The sequence below is a fragment of the Streptomyces pinistramenti genome (genome assembly GCF_020564935.1).
Classification (GTDB): domain Bacteria; phylum Actinomycetota; class Actinomycetes; order Streptomycetales; family Streptomycetaceae; genus Streptomyces; species Streptomyces pinistramenti.
Window position 1 is genome coordinate 60680 of the sequence record NZ_JAJCXB010000031.1, and the last position, 21558, is coordinate 82237.

Annotated in this window: 19 protein-coding genes; 9 read left to right on the forward strand and 10 right to left on the reverse strand. The window is 73.3% G+C overall.

Annotated features, from left to right (window positions below):
- Positions 1–18: 18 nt before the first annotated feature.
- Positions 19–1266, reverse strand: coding sequence for an MFS transporter (locus LIU39_RS21090; RefSeq protein WP_227048367.1), 1248 nt, complete (start codon positions 1264–1266; stop codon positions 19–21).
- A gap of 89 nt (positions 1267–1355) precedes the next feature.
- Between LIU39_RS21090 and LIU39_RS21095 the strand changes: the two genes are divergently transcribed.
- The 3 genes from LIU39_RS21095 (at position 1356) to LIU39_RS21105 (ending at position 4102) form a co-directional block, all read left to right on the forward strand.
- The gene (locus tag LIU39_RS21095) at positions 1356–1946 is read left to right on the forward strand and encodes a TetR/AcrR family transcriptional regulator (protein WP_227048368.1); all 591 of its coding nucleotides are present in this window, start codon (positions 1356–1358) and stop codon (positions 1944–1946) included.
- Positions 1947–2217: 271 nt separating this feature from the next.
- A complete protein-coding gene (locus LIU39_RS21100) occupies positions 2218–2940 on the forward strand; it encodes a DUF4232 domain-containing protein (protein WP_227048369.1) in 723 nt (240 codons plus the stop codon).
- Between the two features lie 163 nt (positions 2941–3103).
- On the forward strand, positions 3104–4102 hold the full coding sequence (locus LIU39_RS21105) for an aldo/keto reductase (protein WP_227048370.1): 999 nt from the start codon (positions 3104–3106) through the stop codon (positions 4100–4102).
- Between the two features lie 160 nt (positions 4103–4262).
- Here the strand turns inward: LIU39_RS21105 and thpR are convergent, their stop codons facing one another.
- The 3 genes from thpR to LIU39_RS21120 form a co-directional block, all read right to left on the reverse strand.
- Positions 4263–4853: an RNA 2',3'-cyclic phosphodiesterase gene (gene thpR, locus LIU39_RS21110; RefSeq protein WP_227048371.1), complete on the reverse strand. Its 591-nt coding sequence runs from the start codon at positions 4851–4853 to the stop codon at positions 4263–4265.
- Between the two features lie 104 nt (positions 4854–4957).
- A complete protein-coding gene (locus LIU39_RS21115; protein ID WP_227048372.1) occupies positions 4958–6391 on the reverse strand; it encodes an MFS transporter in 1434 nt (477 codons plus the stop codon).
- Positions 6392–6421: 30 nt separating this feature from the next.
- Positions 6422–6859: a MarR family winged helix-turn-helix transcriptional regulator gene (locus LIU39_RS21120; RefSeq protein ID WP_227048373.1), complete on the reverse strand. Its 438-nt coding sequence runs from the start codon at positions 6857–6859 to the stop codon at positions 6422–6424.
- A gap of 130 nt (positions 6860–6989) precedes the next feature.
- On the opposite strand from LIU39_RS21120, the gene LIU39_RS21125 reads away from it, so the two are divergent.
- Positions 6990–7208: a BrnA antitoxin family protein gene (locus LIU39_RS21125; protein ID WP_227048374.1), complete on the forward strand. Its 219-nt coding sequence runs from the start codon at positions 6990–6992 to the stop codon at positions 7206–7208.
- Between the two features lie 10 nt (positions 7209–7218).
- Here LIU39_RS21125 and LIU39_RS21130 read toward each other — a convergent pair whose 3' ends face one another.
- Positions 7219–8685 (reverse strand): NCS2 family permease, encoded by a 1467-nt coding sequence (locus tag LIU39_RS21130; RefSeq protein WP_227048375.1) that lies wholly within the window; start codon positions 8683–8685, stop codon positions 7219–7221.
- 255 nt (positions 8686–8940) lie between these two features.
- Between LIU39_RS21130 and LIU39_RS21135 the strand changes: the two genes are divergently transcribed.
- The gene (locus LIU39_RS21135) at positions 8941–9204 is read left to right on the forward strand and encodes a DUF2530 domain-containing protein (RefSeq protein WP_227048376.1); all 264 of its coding nucleotides are present in this window, start codon (positions 8941–8943) and stop codon (positions 9202–9204) included.
- A gap of 56 nt (positions 9205–9260) precedes the next feature.
- Positions 9261–11663, forward strand: a complete 2403-nt coding sequence (locus LIU39_RS21140; protein ID WP_227048377.1) for an HAD-IC family P-type ATPase — start codon at positions 9261–9263, stop codon at positions 11661–11663.
- 30 nt (positions 11664–11693) lie between these two features.
- Here LIU39_RS21140 and LIU39_RS21145 read toward each other — a convergent pair whose 3' ends face one another.
- From LIU39_RS21145 to LIU39_RS21160, 4 genes are all read right to left on the reverse strand, one after another.
- Positions 11694–12530, reverse strand: coding sequence for a calcium-binding protein (locus tag LIU39_RS21145; protein WP_227048378.1), 837 nt, complete (start codon positions 12528–12530; stop codon positions 11694–11696).
- A gap of 124 nt (positions 12531–12654) precedes the next feature.
- Positions 12655–13773 carry a phosphotriesterase family protein gene (locus LIU39_RS21150; RefSeq protein WP_227048379.1) on the reverse strand — a complete coding sequence of 373 codons (1119 nt, stop codon included), beginning with the start codon at positions 13771–13773 and terminating at the stop codon, positions 12655–12657.
- Positions 13770–14879: a DMT family transporter gene (locus LIU39_RS21155; protein WP_227048380.1), complete on the reverse strand. Its 1110-nt coding sequence runs from the start codon at positions 14877–14879 to the stop codon at positions 13770–13772. The genes LIU39_RS21150 and LIU39_RS21155 overlap by 4 nt, the downstream gene beginning before the upstream one ends.
- Before the next feature lie 71 nt (positions 14880–14950).
- A complete protein-coding gene (locus LIU39_RS21160) occupies positions 14951–15718 on the reverse strand; it encodes a glutamine amidotransferase (RefSeq protein ID WP_227048381.1) in 768 nt (255 codons plus the stop codon).
- Positions 15719–15747: 29 nt separating this feature from the next.
- Between LIU39_RS21160 and LIU39_RS21165 the strand changes: the two genes are divergently transcribed.
- The 3 genes from LIU39_RS21165 (at position 15748) to LIU39_RS21175 (ending at position 18134) form a co-directional block, all read left to right on the forward strand.
- A complete protein-coding gene (locus tag LIU39_RS21165; protein WP_227048382.1) occupies positions 15748–16965 on the forward strand; it encodes a LacI family DNA-binding transcriptional regulator in 1218 nt (405 codons plus the stop codon).
- A gap of 76 nt (positions 16966–17041) precedes the next feature.
- Complete coding sequence (locus LIU39_RS21170) at positions 17042–17842, forward strand: SDR family NAD(P)-dependent oxidoreductase (RefSeq protein ID WP_227048383.1); 801 nt, start codon at positions 17042–17044, stop codon at positions 17840–17842.
- A 103-nt stretch (positions 17843–17945) separates the two neighbouring features.
- The gene (locus LIU39_RS21175; RefSeq protein ID WP_227048384.1) at positions 17946–18134 is read left to right on the forward strand and encodes a hypothetical protein; all 189 of its coding nucleotides are present in this window, start codon (positions 17946–17948) and stop codon (positions 18132–18134) included.
- Positions 18135–18155: 21 nt separating this feature from the next.
- Here LIU39_RS21175 and LIU39_RS21180 read toward each other — a convergent pair whose 3' ends face one another.
- Positions 18156–21449 carry a sacsin N-terminal ATP-binding-like domain-containing protein gene (locus tag LIU39_RS21180; protein ID WP_227048389.1) on the reverse strand — a complete coding sequence of 1098 codons (3294 nt, stop codon included), beginning with the start codon at positions 21447–21449 and terminating at the stop codon, positions 18156–18158.
- Positions 21450–21558: the final 109 nt, after the last annotated feature.

The window sequence follows — 21558 nt, forward strand, 5'->3', positions numbered from 1 at the left end:
CCCCGGCCGGGCCACCGCCTACGCGGCCAACTCGCCGCCCCCTTCCGGCTCCTGCCCGCCCTTCCCCGCCCCGGCCGCCAGGAACACCGCCACCGCGAGCAGCGCGCAGCAGCCCGCCGCCACCGGGAGCGCGCCCGCGCCCCGGGTCGCCAGCACCCGGCCGCCGATGCCGCCGCCGAGCGAGGCGCCGACGTAGACGGCGCTGCTGCTCAGGGCGAGCGCCTGCGGCCCATGCCGCGGGCCCGCGAGGGTCAGGACGCGGGCCTGCACGGCGGGCGGCACGGACCAGGCGGCGGCCGACCACAGAATCAACAGCGGTACCACGACGCCGAGTTGGGCGGGGCGCAGCGACCAGGCCAGGACCAGCCCGGCCATCGCCGCGGCGAAGACGGCGCAGGCCGCGGCGAACGCGGTGCGCGGGCCCCAGCGGTCCACGAGGGTGCCGCCGGCCCGCGCGCCCGCGATGCCCGCGATGCCGGTGACCACCAGCAGCAGGCCGAGCCCGGACGGCGTGATGCCCGCGGCTCCGCGCAGGAATGGCGCGAGGTAGGTCTGGAGGAGGAGGTTGCCGAGCACCGCGAGGGCCGCGGCGAGCAGGGCACACAGGACGGCGGGCCTGGACAGCGGGCGCAGCCGGGCGGCGAGCCCCGGCGCGGGCGCGGGCGGCACGTCGGGGACCGAGGCCCGTACGCACACCAGACCGGCCAGGCCCAGGGCGGCGCCGAGGAGGAAGGTGGCGCGCCAGCCGAAGGCGGCGCCGATCCAGGTGCCGGCGGGCACGCCGATGACGACCGCGCAGGTCAGTCCGGCCATGACGGTGGCGAGGCTGCGGCCCTGCCGTTCGGCGGGCGCCAGTTGGGCGGTCAGGGCGAGGGTGGCGGGCAGCGCCGTCGCGGCGGCGAGCGCGGCCAGCACCCGCAGCGCCATCAGCTGACCGTACGAACCGGCCAGCGGGACGGCCGCGTTGGCGAGGCAGAACACCGCGAGGGCGGCGGTGAGCAGGCGGCGGCGGGGGACGCGGGCGGTGGCGACGGCGGCGACCGGTGCGGCCACCGCGCAGATGACGGAGAAGACGGTCACCAGTTGCCCGGCGGCCGCTTCGCCGACCGCGAGGCCGCGGGCGAGGGCGGGCAGCACGCCGACGATCACGAAGTCGTCGGTCTGCAGGGCGAAGGCGCACAGCGCGAGGGCGAGCAGCCAGGCCACGGGGCGGCGGGTTGCGGATACGGGCGTGGTGCGGGGCGAGGCCCCCGGGACGACGGACATACCCATTAAGGTAACAGTCGTTTCCGTAATTAGAGTGGGAGTAGAGCAGAAACCCGCACCGCAGGCCCGCAGCGCAAGGAGTCCGACCGATGGCCAGACCCCGCGATCCGCACCGCCGCACCGAAATCCTCGACGCCGCCATCGAGCACCTCGCGGAGACCGGGATGGCGAACCTCTCGCTGCGCCCGCTGGCCCAGGCACTCGGCCACAGCACCCGCGTACTGACCCACCACTTCGCCGACAAGGACGACCTGTTCCGTGCGGTCCTGGAACGGCTCGACGAGGTCCAGCACACCCAGCTGCGGGCCACCGAGGGCTGGGACGACACCGCACGCGGCATCGGCACGATCGTCCGCGACTCCTGGCAGCGGCACCTCGCACCGGAGAATCTCGCCGCGACCCGCCTGATCCACGAGATCGAGGGCCTCGCAGCGGCCGGCCGCCTGCGCGGCCGGGTACCGGCCTTCCTCGCCGACCGCGCCGAGTTCGTCGCCGCCGCCCTGGTCGCCCGCGGCCTGCCCCCGGGAGCGGCCAGGACCCGCGCCACCTTCCTCAACAGCGCCTACGCGGGCCTCCAGACGGACGTCCTGATCACCGGCGACCGCACCCGCACCGAAGCCGCGCTCGACGAACTGTGCGCACTCGCCGACTCCTGGACGGCGGCGCCCGCACAGCCCTGAGCACCTGGTCCGCGATCCCAGGGACGGCCAACTGCCCAGCCGTGGACGGGAGTTCCGCTCCCCGGCCGGACACCCGGCATGGGACCGTGCGGCGCCTGCGGTCTCCGGGCGTTCCTGCGTTAGCCGCACGTAAGCGAAGCGGCAATGGAGCGGCAGTGGAGCGGTAGCGGCGTGCGTGAAGATAGGGGCATCCGGTGCGGGGGCAGCGGGCCTGCGACCCGGTCCCCTGCGTCCCTGAACGCAATGTCCCTGAACGACATGAGGAGCAACCGTGAACCGCACCTACGCCGCCCGTCTCCGCCGCGTTGTGTTCGCCGCGACCGCCGGCGCGGCGCTCGCGGCGACCGTCACCGCCTGCGGCCCGGCCGACGGTGGCGGGTCGGCCTCCTCGGGCGACTCCACGGCGTCCGCCAACACCGCCGCGGAGTCGCCGAGCGACGCGCCCCAGGACGCCTCCGGCAGCGGCCAGCCGGCAGGCTCGTCCTCGAACGGCGGGTCCTCGTCGAACGGGGCCGCGGCGGCGAAGGGCGGTTCGTCCTCTGCGGGCACCGGGTCGGCCCCGTCCGGTGACAAGAAGGGCTACGGGCAGCGCTGCGGGGCCAACGACCTGACGTTCTCGGCGCGTTCCGAGACCCAGGCGGGCGGCTACATCCTGCTGTCCGCCCGCGCCAAGCCCGGCATCACCTGCACCATTCCCGGCGAGCTGCCCTCGGTCTCCTTCGGCTCCAAGGGCATCGAGGCGCACCCCGCCGAGCAGGCGGTCGGCCCGGCGATCACGCTCAGCGGCGGCAAGACCGTCTACGCCGGGGTCAACCCCAAGACCACCAACGGCGACGACGGCATCGAGTTCACGTTCCTCATCGCGGCCATCGGCAACTCCGACCCGAACCCGACGAGCGTCACCACCGGCCCCGTCACCGTCGACAAGCCCATCGTCACCAACTGGCACACCGCCCCCACCGACGCCGTCCCCGGCGACGGCACGGACAACTGAGAGCGCGTCACACCCGTTCGGCGACGGCGAGCGTCCGGACCTGGTGCAGGTCACCTCACCCGCTCCCGGCGCCTTCGCCGAGCGCCTCTCCGCAGTCAGCAGGCACGACGCGCCGCTCACCGGTCTTGATTCGAGCGCACTCCAAGGCGTTGGCTGACCCACCATGGAGTACACGCAGCTCGGACGCACCGGACTCAAGGTCAGCCGCCTCGTCCTCGGCACGATGAACTTCGGCCCGCAGACGGACGAGGCCGACAGCCACACCATCATGGATGCCGCCCTCGACGCCGGGGTGAACTTCTTCGACACCGCCAACGTCTACGGATGGGGCGAGAACAAGGGCCGCACGGAAGAGATCGTCGGCTCCTGGTTCGCCAAGGGCGGCGGCCGGCGCGACAAGACCGTGCTGGCCACCAAGGTCTACGCGAACATGGCACCGGACGGCGAACCGGCCTGGCCCAACCACGACAAGCTCTCCGCGCTCAACATCCGGCGCGCGGTCGACGCCAGCCTCCGGCGCCTGGGCACCGACCACATCGACCTCTACCAGTTCCACCACGTCGACCGGGACACACCCTGGGACGAGATCTGGCAGGCCATGGACGTCCTCGTCCAGCAGGGCAAGATCCTCTACGCCGGCTCGTCCAACCACGCCGGCTGGCACATCGCCCGCGCCAACGAGACCGCGGCCCGCCGCGGTTCACTCGGCCTGGTCAGCGAACAGTGCCTCTACAACCTCGCCGAACGCCGCGCCGAAATGGAGGTCGTCCCGGCCGCCGAAGCCTACGGACTCGGCGTCATCGCCTGGTCGCCGCTGCACGGCGGGCTGCTGGGCGGCGCGATCCGCAAGCAGCAGGAAGGCGGCTCCTCCCGCTCGACGTCCGGCCGCGCGGCCGACGCCCTGGCCGACCCCGCGGTCCGCGCCCGCATCCAGGTCTACGAGGACCTGCTCGCCAAGCACGGCCTGGAGCCCGGCGAGGTCGCCCTGGCCTGGCTCCTGACCCGCCCCGGCGTCACCGGCCCGATCGTCGGCCCCCGCACCACCGCCCAGCTCGCCTCCGCCCTGCGCGCCGTCGACCTGAAACTCTCCGACGATCTGCTGGCATCACTCGACGAGATCTTCCCGGGCCCGGGTCCTTCACCGGAGGCGTTCGCCTGGTGACCGTCCGCCCGTCACCGCGTCGGCTGCCCTCACCCACGGTTCAGCGAAGGGCGGCCGCCACGACGACGACGATGAGCAGTACGGCGAGCAGGCCGGACATGATCCGGTTCCGGGTTTTGGGGTCCACCCTCTGAGCGTAACCGGGGGCGTTCCGAACACTTCAGCGACCCGGGCTGCCGGGGCCGTGGCCGGCCAGCGGCCAGGTCGTCACCGTCTCGTAGTGCGGCTGCTTTCCCGCGAGGCCCGGCGTGGGCGGGTGGCTGCGGACGAGGGCCACCTCCCGCACCGTCCAGGGGGTGCCGGCGAAGGTGTCGAGGGCGGCCGCGAACGGGGCGAGGGACAGGCCGGGGGTGCGGTTTCTGGCGAGCGTGAGGTGCGGGGTGAAGCCGGGGCGCTCGTCCGTCCTCAGTCCGGCCCGGCGGCCGGCGGCCGATGCCGTGCCCGCGAGTTTCCGCATCGCGGCCAGCTCCCCGTCGGCCCCGGCCCACAGCACCCGGTCGGCGAACCGTCCGCCGCCGGCGATCCGCAGCCCGTACGGGGCGTGCCGGTGCGCGGCCCGCGCCAGCCGCTCGTGCAGCTCCGGGAGGACCGCGTCGGCCACCTCGCCGTAGAAGGCGAGGGTGAAGTGCCGGCTGTCGTGGCCGGCCCAGCGCAGCCGGCCGGCGTCCGGCAGGGAGCGCAGCGCCGCGATCCGGCCGGCCAGTTCGTCGACGGCGGAGCCGGGCGGCAGCACGGCGGCGAAGAGTCTCACCCGGCCAGTCTCACGCCGTGCGCCGGGCCCGGCGCACGGCGTTCCCGGGTGCCCGTGGCGAACGGCTCCCGTGCCGCGCGGGGCGGTACGGGAGCCGGGTGCGGTCAGGCGGCCGTGGCGAGCGGTGCCTCGCCGGACGCGGGGACGCGCGGGACGAACGCCACGTGCCGGTGCCCGCGGCGCAGGTCTATCTTCAGCCGCAGCCCGCCCGCGCGGGCCAGGATCAGGCCGATGAGCACGGCGGCGAGCATCGAGATCAGGCCGCCGGACAGGAAGCCGATCCGGGCGCCGAACGTGTCGGTGACCCAGCCGACGAGCGGGGCGCCCAGCGGCGTACCGCCGACGAAGACCATCATGAACAGGGCCATCACCCGGCCGCGCATCAGCGGGTCGGTGGCCATCTGGACGCTGGAGTTGGCGGTGACGTTGATCGTCAGGCCGACCACGCCGATCGGGGCGAGCAGCACGACGAAGATCCAGAAGGACGGCGCGAGCGCGGCGGCCATCTCCAGGACGCCGAACGCCACGGCCGCGCCGACCAGCAGCCGCAGCCGGGAGGACGAGCGGCGGGCCGCGAGCAGCGCGCCGACCAGGGAACCGGCCGCCATCAGCGAGTTGAACAGGGCATACGTACCGGCGCCCTGGTGGTAGACGTGGTAGGTGAACGCGGTCAGCCAGATCGGGAAGTTGAAACCGAAGGTGCCGATGAAGCCGACGAGGACGATCGTCCAGATCAGGTCGGGGCGCCCGGAGACGTAGCGCAGGCCCTCGCGCAGCTGGCCCTTGTCGCGCGCCACCCGGTCGACCTTGTGGAGTTCGGCGGTCCGCATCATCAGCAGCCCGATGATCGGCGCGAGGAACGAGACGCCGTTGAGCAGGAACGCCCAGCCGCTGCCGAAGGCGGTGATCAGCGCGCCGCCGACGGCGGGGCCGATGAGCCGGGCCGACTGGAAGTTGGCCGAGTTGAGGCTGACGGCGTTGCGGAGGTCGTCCTTGCCGACCATCTCGACGACGAACGCCTGGCGGGACGGGTTGTCGAGGACGGTGACCAGGCCGAGGACGAAGGCGACCAGGTAGACGTGCCAGACCTGGACGTGCCCGGAGAGGGTGAGGACGGCGAGGGCGAGGCCCGTCATGCCCATCGCGGACTGGGTGAACAGCAGCAGCTTGCGCTTGGAGAACCGGTCGGCGATGACGCCGCCGTACAGCCCGAAGAGCAGCATCGGCAGGAACTGCAGGGCGGTGGTGATGCCGACGGCCGTGGACGAGCCGGTGAGGCTGAGCACCAGCCAGTCCTGGGCTATGCGCTGCATCCAGGTACCGGTGTTGGACACCACCTGGCCGGTGGCGAAGAGGCGGTAGTTGCGGACTCTCAGCGAACTGAACATGCCCTTGCGCGGTGCGGCTGCGGGGCCGGCGGCACTGCCCGGGGCGGCGCTCGGCGCGAGGCCGGGGGTGGCAGCCGTCGCGTCCTCGGAAGCCGTGTCCTGCGGGGAGTTCGGTGCGGGGGCGGAGTCTGCTCCGGATCCCGTACTCAAAGTGGGTTCGCCTCCTCGGCCTCGGTGTCGCTACAGCTGTGCGAGTTTCTCCAGCACGGGCGCGGCGGCCCGCACCTTGGCCCACTCGTCCTCGTCCAGCCCGGAGGCCAGCTCGGCGAGCCAGGCGTTGCGCTTGCGGCGGCTCTCTTCGAGCATCGCCTCCGCCTGTTCGGTCTGCGTGACGACCTTCTGGCGGCGGTCGTCGGCGTGCGCTTCCAGCCGGACGAGTCCCTTGGCCTCCAGCATCGCGACGATGCGGGTCATCGACGGCGGCTGCACGTGCTCCTTGCGGGCCAGCTCGCCCGGGGTGGCGTGGCCGCAGCGCGCGAGGGTGCCGAGCACCGACATCTCGGTGGGGCTCAGCGACTCGTCGACCCGCTGGTGCTTGAGCCGACGGGACAGGCGCATCACGGCGGACCGCAAGGCGTTCACGGCGGCAGCGTCGTCGCCACGGGACAGTTCCGGCATGTTCGTTAGCATAACTCATTACCTTTTCTAAGGAAAGCCGGTGGGCGGGCGGACACCTGGATCACCCATACGAGTGAGGACGCGCCGGAAAGCGACGCGCCTGACCGGCTCGTACAGGGACCGTGTCCCCATGGGATCGCGAGTGCTCAGCCTGCGTGTGGACGGGGAGCTGCTGGAACGCATGAGGCAGCACGCGGCGAAACGCGGAATGAGCGTCCAGGACTATGTCGTCCGGACGCTCATTCGCGAGGATTTCGACGAACGTTTCAAGACGTCCGTCGATGAGACGGCGCGGCTGGGCGGCTGGGGGCCGGCTCCCGAGGAGTCACCGGCCACGCCGCCGCACTAGGCGCACCTGCTCAGGAGCCGAGCAGCTGCTCGATCGGGTTCAGCAGGAAGTACACGAGGAAGCAGAGCCCGACGATGTCCAGCAGCCACGGGATCTCCTTGAAGCGACCGGTCGCGGTCCGCAGCAGGATGAAGGCGAGCACGCCGATGCCGATGCCGTTGGTGATGCTGTAGGTGAACGGCATCGAGATCATCGTCAGGAATGCCGGGATGCCGACGGTGAAGTCGCCCCAGTCGATGTCCCGCACGTTCGCCGCCATGATCAGGAAGCCGACGACGATCAGCGCGGGGGTCGCGGCCTGCGCGGGGACCACCGTCGCCAGGGGCGTGAAGACCAGGGCCAGCAGGAAGAGGCCGCCGGTCACCACGTTCGCCAGGCCGGTCCTCGCGCCCTCGCCGACACCGGCGGTGGACTCCACGAAGCAGGTGTTGGCCGAGGCCGAGCCGACGCCGCCGGCCGCGACCGCGATGCCGTCGACCATCAGGATCCGGCCCATGCCGGGCAGGTTGCCGTTCTCGTCGGTCAGTCCGGCCTCCTCGCCGACGCCGATGATGGTGCCCATCGCGTCGAAGAAGCCGGACAGCAGCACGGTGAAGACGAACAGGCAGCCGGTCAGCACCCCGACTTCCTTGAAGCCGCCGAACAGGCTGATGTGGCCGATCAGCCCGAAGTCGGGGGCGCCGACGATCTTTTCGGGCACGTTCGGGACCGCGAGGCCCCAGGCCGCGTCGGGGATGTCGGCGACGGCGTTGATGATGATCGCGACGACCGCCATCACGACCATGCCGATCAGGATCGCGCCCTTGGTCCTGCGGACGATCAGCATGAACATCAGCACCAGGCCGAGCACGAAGACCAGCACCGGCCAGCCCTTGAGCTGACCGCCCTGCCCCAGGCCCATCGGCACGGTGGTGTGCGCGGCGTCCGGATTGCGGCTGACGAAGCCCGCGTCGACCAGGCCGATCAGCGAGATGAACATGCCGATGCCGATGGCGATGGCCCGCCGGAGCCCGCCCGGGATCGCGTCCATCACCCGCTGCCGCAGACCCGACGCGACCAGGATCATCAGCACCAGACCGGCGAGCACGACCATGCCCATCGCGTCCGGCCAGCTCATCTTGGGGGCGAGCTGGAGGGAGACCACGGCGTTGATGCCGAGTCCCGCCGCGATGGCGATCGGGACGTTGCCGACGACGCCCATCAGGACGGTGCTCAGGCCGGCCATCAGCGCGGTCGCGGTGACCAGTTGGCCGTTGTCCAGGTGGTGACCGAATTTATCGACGCCCGCGCCGAGGATGATCGGGTTCAGCACGATGATGTACGCCATCGCGAAGAACGTCGCCAGCCCGCCCCGCAGTTCACGGCCGACCGTCGACCCGCGCTGGGAGATCTTGAAGAAGCGGTCGAACCCGTTCTTGGGCGGGTGACCTGGGCTCTTGAGAGCACTTTCGACCGGAGTGGTGGCCGAGGACGACATGCGGGGACCTCAGTAGGACGGGCCTGGAGGAGGCGAGGGGCGACCCGGTGAGCCCGGGACAGGTGGACGAACGGAACCAACCGGAACGACTTGTAGGAATCAACGATCCAAACCAGTCAGAACCGGAAAGGTTCAGTATGAATAAACAATGCATTGATCGCTATCTCCGCGCGTAGACCACTGCGCCACCTGGTCTCCCCCGCCGCTCGCCGCCGCCCCGCGATCCGCCGCCGGCTCCCCCGTAAACTGAGCGCCATGTGGAAGAAGTCCGAACTGCGCGAGGCCCCGGCGCCCCTTGAGGGCCCCGTCGTCGGCACGATCACCGGCGGCACCATCATCTGGTTCGTCCTCTTCCTCGGCCAGCTGCCCTTCTACAGCTGGTACGCCGACGCGGGCCACGCCTGGTGGGTGTGGACCTGCCTGGCCGGCGGCGGCCTCGGCCTGCTCGGCATCTGGTACGTCCGCAAGCGCGACGCCGCCATCAAGCGCGCGGCGGCCGCCGCCGCGGACACCGCCTGACCCACCGCTCCCCGCCCAGCGGGTGAGGTGCGCCCCGCGCCCGTACCGTCGACACCATGACGCAGCGGGCGAAGACCGATGTCGGGGATCCCGGACCGGGCGGCCGGCCCGTCCCCGCCACCGCCCACCGCGGCCTGACCGCGTCCGAGGTCGCCGCGCGGGTGGCGGCGGGCGAGGTCAACGACGTCCCCGTACGGTCGTCGCGCTCGGCGGCGGAGATCGTCCGCGCCAACGTCTTCACGCGGTTCAACGCCATCATCGGCGTGCTGTTCCTGATCATCCTGATCGTCGGCCCGCTCCAGGACGGCCTCTTCGGCTTCGTCATCGTCGCCAACACCGGCATCGGCATCGTCCAGGAGCTGCGCGCCAAGAAGACCCTGGACAACCTCGCGGTGATCGGGGAGGCGCGGCCGACGGTGCGGCGCGACGGGACGGCCGCCGAGATCCCCACCGCCGAGGTCGTCCTCGGTGACGTCATCGAGCTGGGGCCGGGCGACAAGGTCATCGTCGACGGCAAGGTGCTGGAGGCCGACGGGATGGAGGTCGACGAGTCCCTGCTGACCGGCGAGGCGGACCCGGTGCTCAAGCGGCCGGGCGAGCCGATGATGTCCGGCAGCTTCGTCGTGGCGGGCGGCGGTGCGTTCACCGCGACCAAGGTCGGCCGCGAGGCGTACGCGGCACAGCTCGCCGAGGAGGCCAGCCGCTTCACCCTGGTCCACTCCGAGCTGCGCAGCGGCATCAGCCGGATCCTCACGTACGTGACGTGGATGATGATCCCGACCGCGCTCGGCCTGATCTTCAGCCATCTGTTCACGCTCCACATGGCGGGCGACGACGCGGTGCGCCGGATGGTCGCCGGGATCGTGCCGATGGTGCCGGAGGGGCTGGTGCTGCTGACGTCCGTCGCCTTCGCGATCGGCGTCGTCCGGCTCGGCCGCAAGCAGTGCCTGGTCCAGGAGCTGCCCGCGATCGAGGGCCTGGCCCGGGTCGACGTGGTCTGCCTGGACAAGACCGGCACGCTGACCGAGGGCGGCATGGACGTCAGCGCGCTGCGGCCGCTGAACGGCGCCGACGAGGGCAGGCTCCGACAGGTGCTGGGCGCGCTCGGCGCATCCGATCCGCGGCCCAACGCCTCGCTCCAGGCGATCATCGAGGCGTTCCCGCCGGACGACGCCTGGCGCCGCACCGCATCGCTCCCCTTCTCCTCCGCCCGCAAGTACAGCGGCGCCACGCTCGACGACCCGCAGGGCGAGCGCGCCACCTGGCTGCTCGGCGCCCCCGACGTCCTGCTGCCGCCCGGCGACCCGGCGCTCGCCGAGACCGCAGGACTCAACTCCCAGGGCCTGCGGGTGCTGCTGCTGGCCCGCTCCGACCGCGAGCTGGAGGACCCGTCGGTCGCGCACGGCGTACGGCCCGCGGCGCTGGTCGTGCTGGACCAGCGGCTGCGCCCCGACGCGCACGCGACGCTGTCCTACTTCGCCGACCAGAACGTGGCGGCCAAGGTCATCTCCGGCGACAACGCGGTCTCGGTGGGCGCGGTGGCGGCCCGGCTCGGGCTGCCGGGCGCGGACGCGCCGGTGGACGCGCGCGAGCTGCCCGACGGCACGGACGCCATGGCGGGCGCCCTGGAGGACGGCGCGGTCTTCGGCCGGGTCACCCCTCGGCAGAAACGGGACATGGTCGCGGCCCTCCAGTCGCGCGGCCACCACGTCGCGATGACCGGCGACGGCGTCAACGACGTGCTCGCGCTCAAGGACGCGGACATCGGCGTGGCGATGGGGTCGGGCTCCGAGGCCACCCGCGCGGTGGCCCAGATCGTGCTGCTCACCAACAGCTTCGCGACGCTGCCTTCGGTGGTCGCCGAGGGGCGGCGGGTGATCGGCAACATCACCCGGGTCGCCACGCTCTTCCTGACGAAGACCGTCTACTCCGTACTGCTGGCGATCCTGGTCTCCTGCTGGCAGATCCCGTACCCCTACCTGCCGCGCCATCTGACGCTGCTGTCCACCCTGACCATCGGCGTCCCGGCGTTCTTCCTGGCGCTCGCCCCCAACAAGGAGCGTGCGCGGCCGCACTTCGTCCGCCGCGTGATGCGGTACGCGATCCCCTCGGGCCTCATCGTCGGCACCGCCGCCTTTCTGACGTACCTGCTGGCCCGGCACCACTACGCGGGTCCGAACGCACTGGCCGCCGAGACCAGCGCGGCGACGCTGACGCTGTTCCTCGCCGCGATGTGGGTGCTGGTGATCATCGCCCGCCCGTACACGTGGTGGCGGATCGGGCTGGTCGCGGCGATGGCCGCGGGCTTTCTGATCGTGCTGGTGACGCCGTGGTTGCAGCGCTTCTTCGAGCTGCGGCTGGTCGGCAGGACCCTGCCGTGGGCGGCCGTCGGCATCGCGGTGGTGGCGGCGGCGCTGCTGGAGCTGGCCTGGCGGTGGGCGCGGCGGACGCTGCGGTGATGCCGTCGTCCGGCGCCCACCGCACCGCGCTCAGTCCTGCTGGACGACGTCCGTGCCGGGGCCGCCGGAGAGGGTGTCCTTGCCGGGGCCGCCGTACAACTGGTCGTCGCCGCTGTTGCCGTACATGACGTCGTCGCCCGCGCCGCCGTACAGGAGGTCGTCGCCCTTGCCGCCGTAGACGGTGTCGTTGCCGTCGTCGCCGCTCAGGGGCTGGTCGCCGGGGCCGCCGTGGATCACGTCGTCGCCCGCGCCGCCTTCCACGGCGGTGGCCTCGCCGACGGCGTAGACCGTGTCGTCGCCGTCACCGGCGAGGACCGTCGCGGCCTCGCCGACGGAGATGGTGTCGTCGCCCGCGCCGCCCAGGACGGCGGCGCCGTCGACCGGGCCGGTGTCGGTCAGCCGGTCCTTGCCCGCGCCCAGGCGGATCCGGTTGAAGTAGTAGGTCTGGCCGGTGGTGTTGTCCACGGTGACGGTGTCTTCGCCGTCGCCCACGTCCAGATCCAGGGCGGCGTACGGGTCCTGGCTCTCGACGGTGGTGACCGTGCAGGAGACCTTGGTGCGGTCGGCGCCGTCGGGGTAGCCGCAGCCGGGCCCCGCACCGACCGGGACGACGTCGTCGATCACGTAGGTGAGGCGGTCCTTCGAGCCGCTGGCGAACGACTCGGTGACGGACACCTTGTTGGTCTGGCCCGCGGCGGCCGTGTAGGAGAGTTCCCGGCCGTTGTCGCTGACCGCGGCGGTGGCCTGCGGCGGCGCGGCGCCGGCTGTGGTGGCCCTGGCCGCCGGGGCGGCCACCCCGGCGGCCAGAGCCAGCGTCAGTGCCGTCGCGACGCGCAGCACCCGGCGGCCGACGAGGGGAGCGGGCATGGCGTGTACCTCCGTGAGGCGGTGGCGGGTCCACCGCGGACGTGCCCGCAGATCTATCCCGGGAACGTGGCGGAAGCGTGAACTCCCCACTGCCGTACGGCGATTGGGCCGCAGGCCGCCGCTGTCAGGCCGTCAGCAGCCGGGCCGGATTGTCGCGGACGAGCGCGTCCAGGACCGCCGGGGCGGTGCCGCGGGCGGCGAGCATCTCCCGGAAGACGGTGGGCACGTAGGCGAAGCCGTTGCCGCCGTGCTGGGTCCACATCTGCTTGAGGAAGACGTCGTGGCTGAGCAGCAGCCGCCCGGCGTGGCCCTGCTCGACGAGGCGGGTCACCGCGCCCGCGGTGACGGACGGGTCGGGCGATGCGCCCTCCTTGGGGAAGGTGATATCCATGCCGACCATGTCGAACTCCAGGTACACGCCGCGCTCGGCGACCGACCGCTGGTAGCCGGGGTCGTCGGACGACGGATCCATGTGGGCCAGCGACACCTTCTCCGGGCGTACCCCGATCTCGGTGCAGACCAGGTCGAGCACCTCGTGCGCCCGGCGCTGCCAGCCGGGCAGGTGGATGTTGAGGGCGACGGCGGGGTGGGCGAGCTGGGCGAGGGCGGCGGCGCGCAGCGAGGCGCGTTCGGCGTCGGTGAAGTCCGGGGAGACGCCGATCTCACCGATGATGCCGGGGCGGATACCGGTGTCGCCGACGCCGTGGGCCAGTTCCGCGGCGATGGCCGCCGCCTGGTCGTCGACGGCGCGTGCGGTGATCCGTTCGCCCTCGAACTTCTCCAGGTAGGCGCCGCAGCCCATCACGATGTTCAGGCCGGTGCGCTCGGCGAGGGCGCGCAGCCGTTGCGGGTTGCGGCCGATGGCGGGGCTCGATGTGGCGTCGACGACGGTCCGGCCGCCGAGCGCCGCGAACGCCTCGATCTCCGCGACGACCGCGTCCACCGGCTTGTCGGCGATGTTGTCGGCGCAGCAGTACGGGTCCTGGCGCAGCGCCCAGGCGACCGGGGCGGCGACGGGCGCATCGACGAGCACGGCGGAGAACGGGTAGCTGGGCGGGTCGAGGACGCCGGAGAGGTCGTTGAAGAGGTGCTCGTGCGGGAGGACGAGCCCGAGGTCCGCCCGGCCGACCGGCCCGGTGACGGTCTGCACGACGGGCCCGGCACCCCGCGTGCCGTGCGCCTGCTCTCCGTACGCCTGCTTCCCGTACGCCTGCTTCCCGTGCGCCTGCTCTCCGGGGCTCATGACGCGCCGCCGTCCTCGGCCGCCGCTGCCGGTGCGGGCACCGGGACCGGCCCGCCCTTCCGCGAGGGCAGCATGCCGATGCCTGCGGCGATCAGCGCGAGGAGGGTGCCGACGAGGGTGGCGAGGTGGACGGCGTGGCCGAGCGAGGGCAGGGACCAGTCGAGCACCAGGGAGCCGACGAGCTGCCCCGCGGTGGAGGCGAGGCCGAGCAGCAGCAGGCCGAGGCCGCGCACCAGCAGGGCCATCAGCGCGATGGAGAGCAGTCCCAGCGGGCCGCCGAGGTAGAGCCACCAGTCGCCGGGCAGCGAGAAGGTGACGCCGCCGGTGGCCGCGCGGATGCCGTAGGCGACGAGCAGGGCGCAGAAGCCGACGAGGAAGTTCCAGCCGATCGAGACCAGCATGGAGTCGGCGGTCCTGGCGACGGCCGCGTTGCCCGCGGGCTGCCACCCGGCCAGCAGGCCGCCGACGAACGGCATCACGGCCAGCGCGACGGCGTGCGGGACCTGGAAGCTCGGCGAGATCACCACGATCGTGGCGACGATCGCGAGGATCGCGCCGGTGGCACGGGGCAGCGTGAACGGCTGCTTGACGTCGGCGGTGACGCCGAAGCGGTCGCAGATGATGCCGGAGACGACGAGTCCGCAGATCAGCGCGATCTGGAAGGTGGCGACGCCCAGCACGCCGACGGTCACGCCTTCGGAGAGGACGATGACGGCGCCGCACAGCCCCGCGGCGTAGTTCCACCACGGCAGGGTGCGGCCGCGTATCTGGCCGGGGATGGCGAGAGCGGCCCTGCGGGTCGCCGGGCGGGCGCCGACGACGACGGCCATCAGGACCAGGCCGACGCCGAAGGAGACCAGGGCGGCGGCGTGGCCGTCGCCGAGCGACTGGCCGAGCCTGCCGTTGACGGCCGACTGCATCGGGCTGAGCGTGCCGGCCAGCACCGTGGCGACCACCAGCAGGACGGTGGCGGTGCCGCGGGCGGCCGCGCCGCCGGGTCCGGTACGGGCGGCCGCGCCGCCGCCGTCCGCGCCGTCGGGCCGGCGGCCGCCGCCGGGTTCTGCGAGGTGGCGGGCTCCGGGCTCCGCCGCAGGGCTGCTCTTCACTGTCCGACCGTGCCTTTCATCGTCATTGATGGGAGGAACCGGATGGTCCGCAGGGGCTGGTCAGCGCCCCCTCAGTGTCGGCCCGACCGGTCCCGGGTGTCTGCGAGCCAGGTCACCGCCTGGCCGAAGAGCTTCTGGTAGCCGTCCCAGGCCAGGAATTCGCGCGGGGCCCAGTGCGGCGAGATGTCGGAGGCGAAGGCGAGCGTGCGGCCCGCGCCCTCGGTGCGTACGGCGAGCAGCGGGCGGTCCTCGACGGTGGCCAGGACGGTGGCGTCGTCCTTGGCGGTCAGCCGCTGGTAGCCGAGCAGGATCGGCCACTGGGCGTCCAGACCTTCGGTGACCGGGTGGCGCTCGGCGGTGAGGGCGCCGTTGACGCCCTCGGGGGCCTCGACCCGGTCGTCGTACGGGAGGATCGTGACCGGCAGGACGTCCTCGATGGCGGTGCCGTGGTAGTTCGCCTTGGCCTGGAAGCCCTGGAAGCTGAGGTAGCCGCCGGCCATCATCAGGCCGCCGCCGTTGCGCACCCATTGCGCAAGGAGCTTGAGGCGGTTGGGGAACGGGCGCCCTTCGTTGAAGACCACCGGCGGCAGCAGCAGCGTGTTGGCGCCGACGTCGGAGAGCAGCACGACGTCGTAGGCGGCCAGCTTCTCCTCGGTCTCGGGGAAGTCGGTGGCGACCGCGTGCGAGGGCATGTGCGCGACGTCGTGACCGGCCGCGGTCAGCGCCTCGACCAGGCGCTCGCAGCCGATCTCCAGCCGGGTGTGCGGGAAGGCGTCGTAGCCCTTGTAGTCGGTGACGGCATTGATCCAGGACTCCCCTGCGATCAGCACGTGGGCCATGAGGTACCTCCTCGGTGAAGCTTTGCGCAATGTTGCGCAACTTGCGCACGGAACGTTTCCACGGGCCGCAGAAGCTGTCAATACCCCCCAGGGGCACCCGCTTTCCCGCCTCTCCCCACCCGCCGTCGAGCACGGCGGTATGCTCGGCAGCGACCGCCGCCACGTGCAGAAACTCGCGGCCCTACCCGACCCGGGGGCCGTCGTCGGAAGGAACCGGGATGACGTTGACCCGCGTTGCGCAACACGCTGGTGTATCGGTGTCGACCGTGTCGCGCTACCTGCGCGGCCAGCTCAACGTCCAGCCCGTCACGGCCGCCCGGATCGACGCGGCGGTCAGCGAACTCGGCTACCGCGCACCCGACCCGCAGCCCGCCGACCGGACCCCCGCGACCGGCACCGGCCTGGTCTCACTCGTCCTGCCCGACCTCGTCAACCCGTACTTCGCGCAGCTCGCCGACGCCTTCACGGCGGCCGCGGCGGCCCGCGACATCCCGCTCCTGCTCGGCGTCAGCGGCCGGCACGCCGAACGCGCCGCCCGCCTGAACCGCCTGCTGTCCGCCGCCCGGTCCGTCGAAGGGCTGATCTACGTCGGGATGCGGCGCACCAACGAGGACGTGGACCGGGCCATCGACGAGGGCCTGCCGGTCGTGATCATCGACGAGGAGCTGGAGCTGGCCGACGGCCGCGAGGTCGACACCATCACCGTCGACAACTACGGCGGCGCCTACCAGGCCACGTCCTACCTCGTGCAGCTCGGCCACCGCACCATCGCCCACGTCGCGGGCCCGCAGGAGCTGTCCACCACCCAGGAGCGCAAGCGCGGCTACCTCGACGCGATCCGCGACGCCGGCCTGGACCCGGCGGACCAGTTGGTGCTGCACGGGCCCTACACCGAGCAGTTCGGCGCGAGCACCTTCCCGTATCTGCACCGCGCGGGCACCGCGCCCACCGCGGTGTTCGTCGGCAGCGACATCGCCGCCGTCGGCATGCTGGCCGCCGCCGAGCTGCACGGCCTGCGCATCCCCGACGACCTCTCGGTGGTCGGCTGCGACGGCATCCGCGTCGGCCAGTGGCTGCGCCCCAAACTGACCACCCTGGAACAGCCCACCGCCGAACTCGCCGCCGCGGCCCTGGACGCACTCACCGCCCGGATCGCGGGCAACGGCACGAACGTCCGCAAGGTCCTGCCGCTCCAACTGGTCGTCCGCGGCTCGGCCGCCGCGCCTCCGGAGCGGGCCGCGGGGTGAATCCCGGCGTGGCCGGCCCCCGTCCGGTACCGCCACCGGCTGGACGGGCCGCGCGGACCGGCGCAGGCTCGACGCCATGAACCACACACCCGAGAACCCCACTTCGCCCTCCGACGCCCCGGGCCTGCTGGCCGGGAAGGTCGCCTTCATCACCGGTGCCGGGCGCGGCATCGGCGCCGCCGCGGCGCGGCTGTTCGCACGGGAAGGCGCCCGGGTGCTGCTCGCGGCCCGTACGAAGGCTCAGTTGGAGGCGGTAACGGAAGAGGTCAGGGCGGCGGGCGGCACCGCGGACCACGTGGTGTGCGACCTGGCCGACGCGGACAGCGTGCGCGCCGCCGTCGACCGCGCCGTGGAGCTGTACGGCCGCCTCGACGTCGCCTTCAACAACGGCGCGACGGGTGTTCCGCCCGGCCCGCTGGACCAGGTGCAGGAGGCCGACTTCGACCACGCCTACACCGTGAACCTCAAGGGCCCCTGGCGGGCCATGGTCGCCGAGGTCGCCGCCATCCGGGCCACCGCGGGGACGGGCGCCATCGTCAACAACTCCAGCGTCGGCAGTCTGCGGGCCAACCCCGAACTCCCCGTCTACGGTGCGGTGAAGCGGGCGCTCAACAGCCTCACCGAGTCCGCCGCCCTCACCTACGGCCCCGAGGGCATCCGGGTCAACGCCATCGCCCCCGGCACCACGCTGACCGAGATGGTGCGCGAGTGGGACGAACGCTCCCCCGGCGTCATCGCGCGGCTCAACGCGCAGACCCCGCTGGGCCGCGCGGCCGACCCCGAGGAGATCGCGCAGGCCGCCGCCTGGCTCCTCAGCGACCGCGCGTCCTACGTGACCGGCACGGTCCTGCGGGTCGACGGCGGCATGCGGACCTGACCCGGAGCCGACGGCCGTCCGCCGCCCCGTGCCGTATCGGCCAGGTCACGGAACCCGCCCCGCCGTGGCGGCGCCCCGCCGCGAACCCCTAGGGTCCGTGCCCATGGCATTCACACCGGGGGACCTCACCCACGAGGTACTGGCACGCTCGCATCACTACAGCCACTACCACTCGTCGCACGGCTCGTACGGGGGCAGCGGCGGCTCCTTCCACTGGTGGGAGTGGCTGATCGTGCTGGTCGGCGGCGGCGTGGTCATCTGGAGCATGATCAAGAAGTTCAGCTCCCGCTGACCTGGGCGGCCGCCGCGCGCGTCAGTCGAACCAGCGGGCCTGCGCCAGTTCGTCGCCCCGGTCAGGATCCTCCAGCAGCGCCGCGACCTCGAACCGGCGCGGCCACTGGCCCGCCGCCCAGGCCAGCCCCGCGGCGACGCCCTCCAGCGTCGCCGCGTGCAGCGTCCCGTCGGCCGCCAGCCGCCAGTCCAGCTCGTTGGCGCCCTCGCCGACGAGCAGCTCCTCGTGCTCCGTGTACGCGTCCGGCGTACCGGCGCCGAGCAGCACCCGCACCGCGTCGGGCACCGCACGGCGGACGCCTTCCGAGCGCACCTCGGCGTCCACCGCCTCGCTCAGCCGCCGCACCTGGAGCAGTTCGGCCAGCTCGGCGGCGCGGGCGGGGCGCACCGGCAGCAGTGCCCGGCCGGCCGCCAGCGGCATCAGGTCCGGCGCATCGGCGACGACGGCGTCCGCCGCGTCCACCACCCGCGCCTCGCCCGCCGCCGTGCCGCCGGCCGCCTTCCCCGGCGCGTGCACGACGGCCCGCAGCTCGTCGGGGAGCGTCACCTGCTCCGGGTCGAGTTCGGCCAACGCGCCGTACAGGGCGTGCAGTTGGGCCGTACCCACGGGCAGCTCCGGGTCCGCGAGCCGGCCCAGCAGCTCCGCGGCCCCGCCCGGCTCGTCCAGCAGCGCGGCGGCCGAGGTCCGGACGCCCAGCGCCCGCAGCACCTGCGCGTCGACCTCACCGGCGTCCGCCGACTCGTACAGGCCCGCCAGCAGCGGGTCGCCGCCGGCCGACCGCAGGCCCGCCGGGCGCCGCCCGTCCAGCACCGGGTGCCCGCGCAGCCACCAGGCGGTGTACGGCCGCACGGACTCGGTCGTGCCGTCCGGCAGCAGCACCCGCACCGGTGCGGTCAGCGCGTCGCGCAGCGGCGGCCTGGACAGCATCTCCAGCGCCTGCGGCCAGGCGTCGTCGTCGACGAGGTCCAGGTCGCGCACCGCGACCAGTTCGGTGACCACCGGCGGCACCGGGGTGTCGGGCAGCATGTCGAGGATGTCCTCGCACCACACGTCGACGGAGTCCAGCAGCCCGGCGTCGTCCGGCTCGGCGAAGTCGCCCTCGCGGGGCTCCAGTTCGTCCGGGTCGAGCACCACGTCCGTGGCCCGCACCAGCGCGAACTGGGCCAGCACGCCGACCGCGGTCAGCGGCTGCTCACCCCAGCGTTCAATCAATTCGGCGTCACAGGCCGCGAGTTCACCCGCACGGATGACCTGCTCGAAGGCGCTTCCCGGGTAGACCAGTTCACCGGCGGGCGCCAGCTCACCGTCCTCGTCGGGCAGCGCGAGCGCGCCGAGCCACGGCTCGTCGCCCGGCGCCAGATGCGCGTCCCGCACCAGACCGAGCACCGTGTCCGCCACCGCTTCCGCGCCCAACGGAGCCCCGATGCCGTCCACGTCATCCGCAAAGACGTCGTAGGCGTCCTCGTCCGCGTCCAGCGAGTTCGCCACCGCGGCCCGCACCTGGGGAGTCGTCAGCACCGCGCGCGGCGAAGCGGGCAGCGCGCCCAGCTTCTCCAGCAGCGGATGCACCGCGTCGGGGTGCGCGACCTTCAGGCCGAGCCTGGCCAGCGTGGCGTAGCGCGCCGCGGCGTCGCCCTCCTGGTCCGCGCCGTCGCCGGGCAGCGGCAGCAGGACCTGGCGCGGCCCGATCGTGGTGCGCACCGTCCCGCCCGCGCCGCCGGGGCGCTGCCCCGCCGATCCCGCGAGCGGAACCGGCAGTCCGCTCAGCCGGTCCGGGTCGGTGCCGGCCAGCGCGTCGTAGAGCCGCCACCACCAGCCCGGGGTCCGCTCGACGCCGGCCAGCCGGTCGACCATCTCGCTCAGCGGCACCCGGGCCACGTCCAGCACCCGCAGTTCGGGCCGCCGTTCGAGCCCGGCGGGCAGCAGCGTCGGGAAGAGTTCCGCCAGCACCCCGACGGTCCCGGCGCCCGCGCCCTCCAGCACCTCGGCGTCGACCGGCCGCAGCCCGTGGCTCTCGTCGCCGTCCACCGGCTCGTCCCAGCCGCCGTCCGCCGCCGGCTCGTCCACGGCTGTGGGCGCCCCCGCGCTCGGCAGGAAACGCACCCGCGGCAGCAGTTCCAGCAGTCGCCCGCGCAGCGCGCCGTCCAGGCCGCCCTTGCCCAGCGGTCCTGGCACCAGGTCGAGGGTGCCGACCGACACCGGCCGCCAGTCGCCCAGCAGCGTCGCGTACGCGGCGGCCGCCCGCTCCACCAGGAAGTCGGTCAGCGGGCCCGGCGCGACGTGCCGCCGGGTCGGCTCCAGCGGGAACGACGCGATCAGCAGCGCGGGCAGCCCCATCGGCTCGTCGGTCGGCGTCGGCGCGTGCACCACGGCCGCCGTGCCGGGCTGCACCGGCGCACCGTCGGCGTCCACCGGCACCGCCCAGGTCACCGACCACACCGGCCGCAGCCGCTCCTCGACCGGCCGGTCGGCGAGCAGCGCGGGCTGCAACGCGCCCCCGTCGCTCGCCACCCGCCAGCGCGTGGCGCCCCGCTCACTGTCCTCGATCAGGACCAGATCCCCGTCCTGACGGCGCCTCAACTCCCGTACGCCGTCGGGCGTTTCGATCACGACATCGGCGAGCCCCGGCAGCGTCAGGAGCAGCGCCGCGTCGATGCCGGCCAGCAGCCGCTCGGCGAGATCCTGCGCCGCGCCGTCCCGCAGCGGCAGGACCACCGCGGTGTCGTACCCCTCGGGCGCGCCGCCCTCGGCGGGCAGCGGCAGCCGCAGCAGCGGTACGTGCCCGTCGCGGCGGCGCAGCTCGCCGCCGAGTCCCGGACTGTGCGCCGCGACCTCCCGCGCCAGCTCCCGCGCCTCGGCCAGGGACCAGCGGACGCCGCCGGTACGGCCCACCAGCGCGGGCTCGTCGCTCACCGACAGCACGGCCGCGAACCCGACGCCGAACCGGCCCACCGCGCCGGCCGCCACGCTGCTCTCGCGCTTCGCCGACGCCCGCAGCGTCGACAGCGACTCGACGCCGGTGGCGTCCAGCGGGGCGCCGGTGTTGGAGGCCACCAGCACCGCGGGCGCGTCCCCGTCGGCCGGGTGCAGGGTCAGCCGCAGCCGGCCCGGTACGCCGGCCCGGCCTGCCGCGTCCGCCGCGTTCTGCGCCAGCTCCACCGCGAGCCGGTCGCGGTAGCCGCCGAGCGCGAGGTCTTCCTCCGCGTTGGCGTCCTCGCGGAACCGGGCGGGCGATGCGGCCCAGGCATCCAGCACGCCCCGCCGCAGCCGGGCGGTCCCGAACGGGTCGGCCCCCTCGGTCTCCCCGCGCACCATTGCCGTACCGGTCACTTGGCTCTCCCTCAAAGGCGGTCTCTGTCCCGACGGTAACCCCACGTCGGCGTCCGGCCCGCCGTACGGGCCGCCCGGCGGCGGGGTGGGTGTC

Bases quoted from the DNA above. Each gene is read 5' to 3' on its own strand.
- LIU39_RS21135 (WP_227048376.1), top strand. From the start codon at position 8,941: ATGTGGAAGAAGTCCGAACTGCGCGAGGCCCCGGCGCCCCTTGAGGGC.
- LIU39_RS21160 (WP_227048381.1), bottom strand. From the start codon at position 15,718: ATGGCCCACGTGCTGATCGCAGGGGAGTCCTGGATCAATGCCGTCACC.
- LIU39_RS21095 (WP_227048368.1), top strand. From the start codon at position 1,356: ATGGCCAGACCCCGCGATCCGCACCGCCGCACCGAAATCCTCGACGCC.
- LIU39_RS21170 (WP_227048383.1), top strand. From the start codon at position 17,042: ATGAACCACACACCCGAGAACCCCACTTCGCCCTCCGACGCCCCGGGC.
- LIU39_RS21150 (WP_227048379.1), bottom strand. From the start codon at position 13,773: ATGAGCCCCGGAGAGCAGGCGCACGGGAAGCAGGCGTACGGGAAGCAG.
- LIU39_RS21145 (WP_227048378.1), bottom strand. From the start codon at position 12,530: ATGCCCGCTCCCCTCGTCGGCCGCCGGGTGCTGCGCGTCGCGACGGCA.
- LIU39_RS21120 (WP_227048373.1), bottom strand. From the start codon at position 6,859: ATGCCGGAACTGTCCCGTGGCGACGACGCTGCCGCCGTGAACGCCTTG.
- LIU39_RS21105 (WP_227048370.1), top strand. From the start codon at position 3,104: ATGGAGTACACGCAGCTCGGACGCACCGGACTCAAGGTCAGCCGCCTC.
- LIU39_RS21175 (WP_227048384.1), top strand. From the start codon at position 17,946: ATGGCATTCACACCGGGGGACCTCACCCACGAGGTACTGGCACGCTCG.
- LIU39_RS21180 (WP_227048389.1), bottom strand. From the start codon at position 21,449: ATGGTGCGCGGGGAGACCGAGGGGGCCGACCCGTTCGGGACCGCCCGG.
- LIU39_RS21165 (WP_227048382.1), top strand. From the start codon at position 15,748: ATGTTGCGCAACTTGCGCACGGAACGTTTCCACGGGCCGCAGAAGCTG.
- LIU39_RS21125 (WP_227048374.1), top strand. From the start codon at position 6,990: ATGGGATCGCGAGTGCTCAGCCTGCGTGTGGACGGGGAGCTGCTGGAA.
- LIU39_RS21090 (WP_227048367.1), bottom strand. From the start codon at position 1,266: ATGTCCGTCGTCCCGGGGGCCTCGCCCCGCACCACGCCCGTATCCGCA.
- LIU39_RS21140 (WP_227048377.1), top strand. From the start codon at position 9,261: ATGACGCAGCGGGCGAAGACCGATGTCGGGGATCCCGGACCGGGCGGC.
- LIU39_RS21130 (WP_227048375.1), bottom strand. From the start codon at position 8,685: ATGTCGTCCTCGGCCACCACTCCGGTCGAAAGTGCTCTCAAGAGCCCA.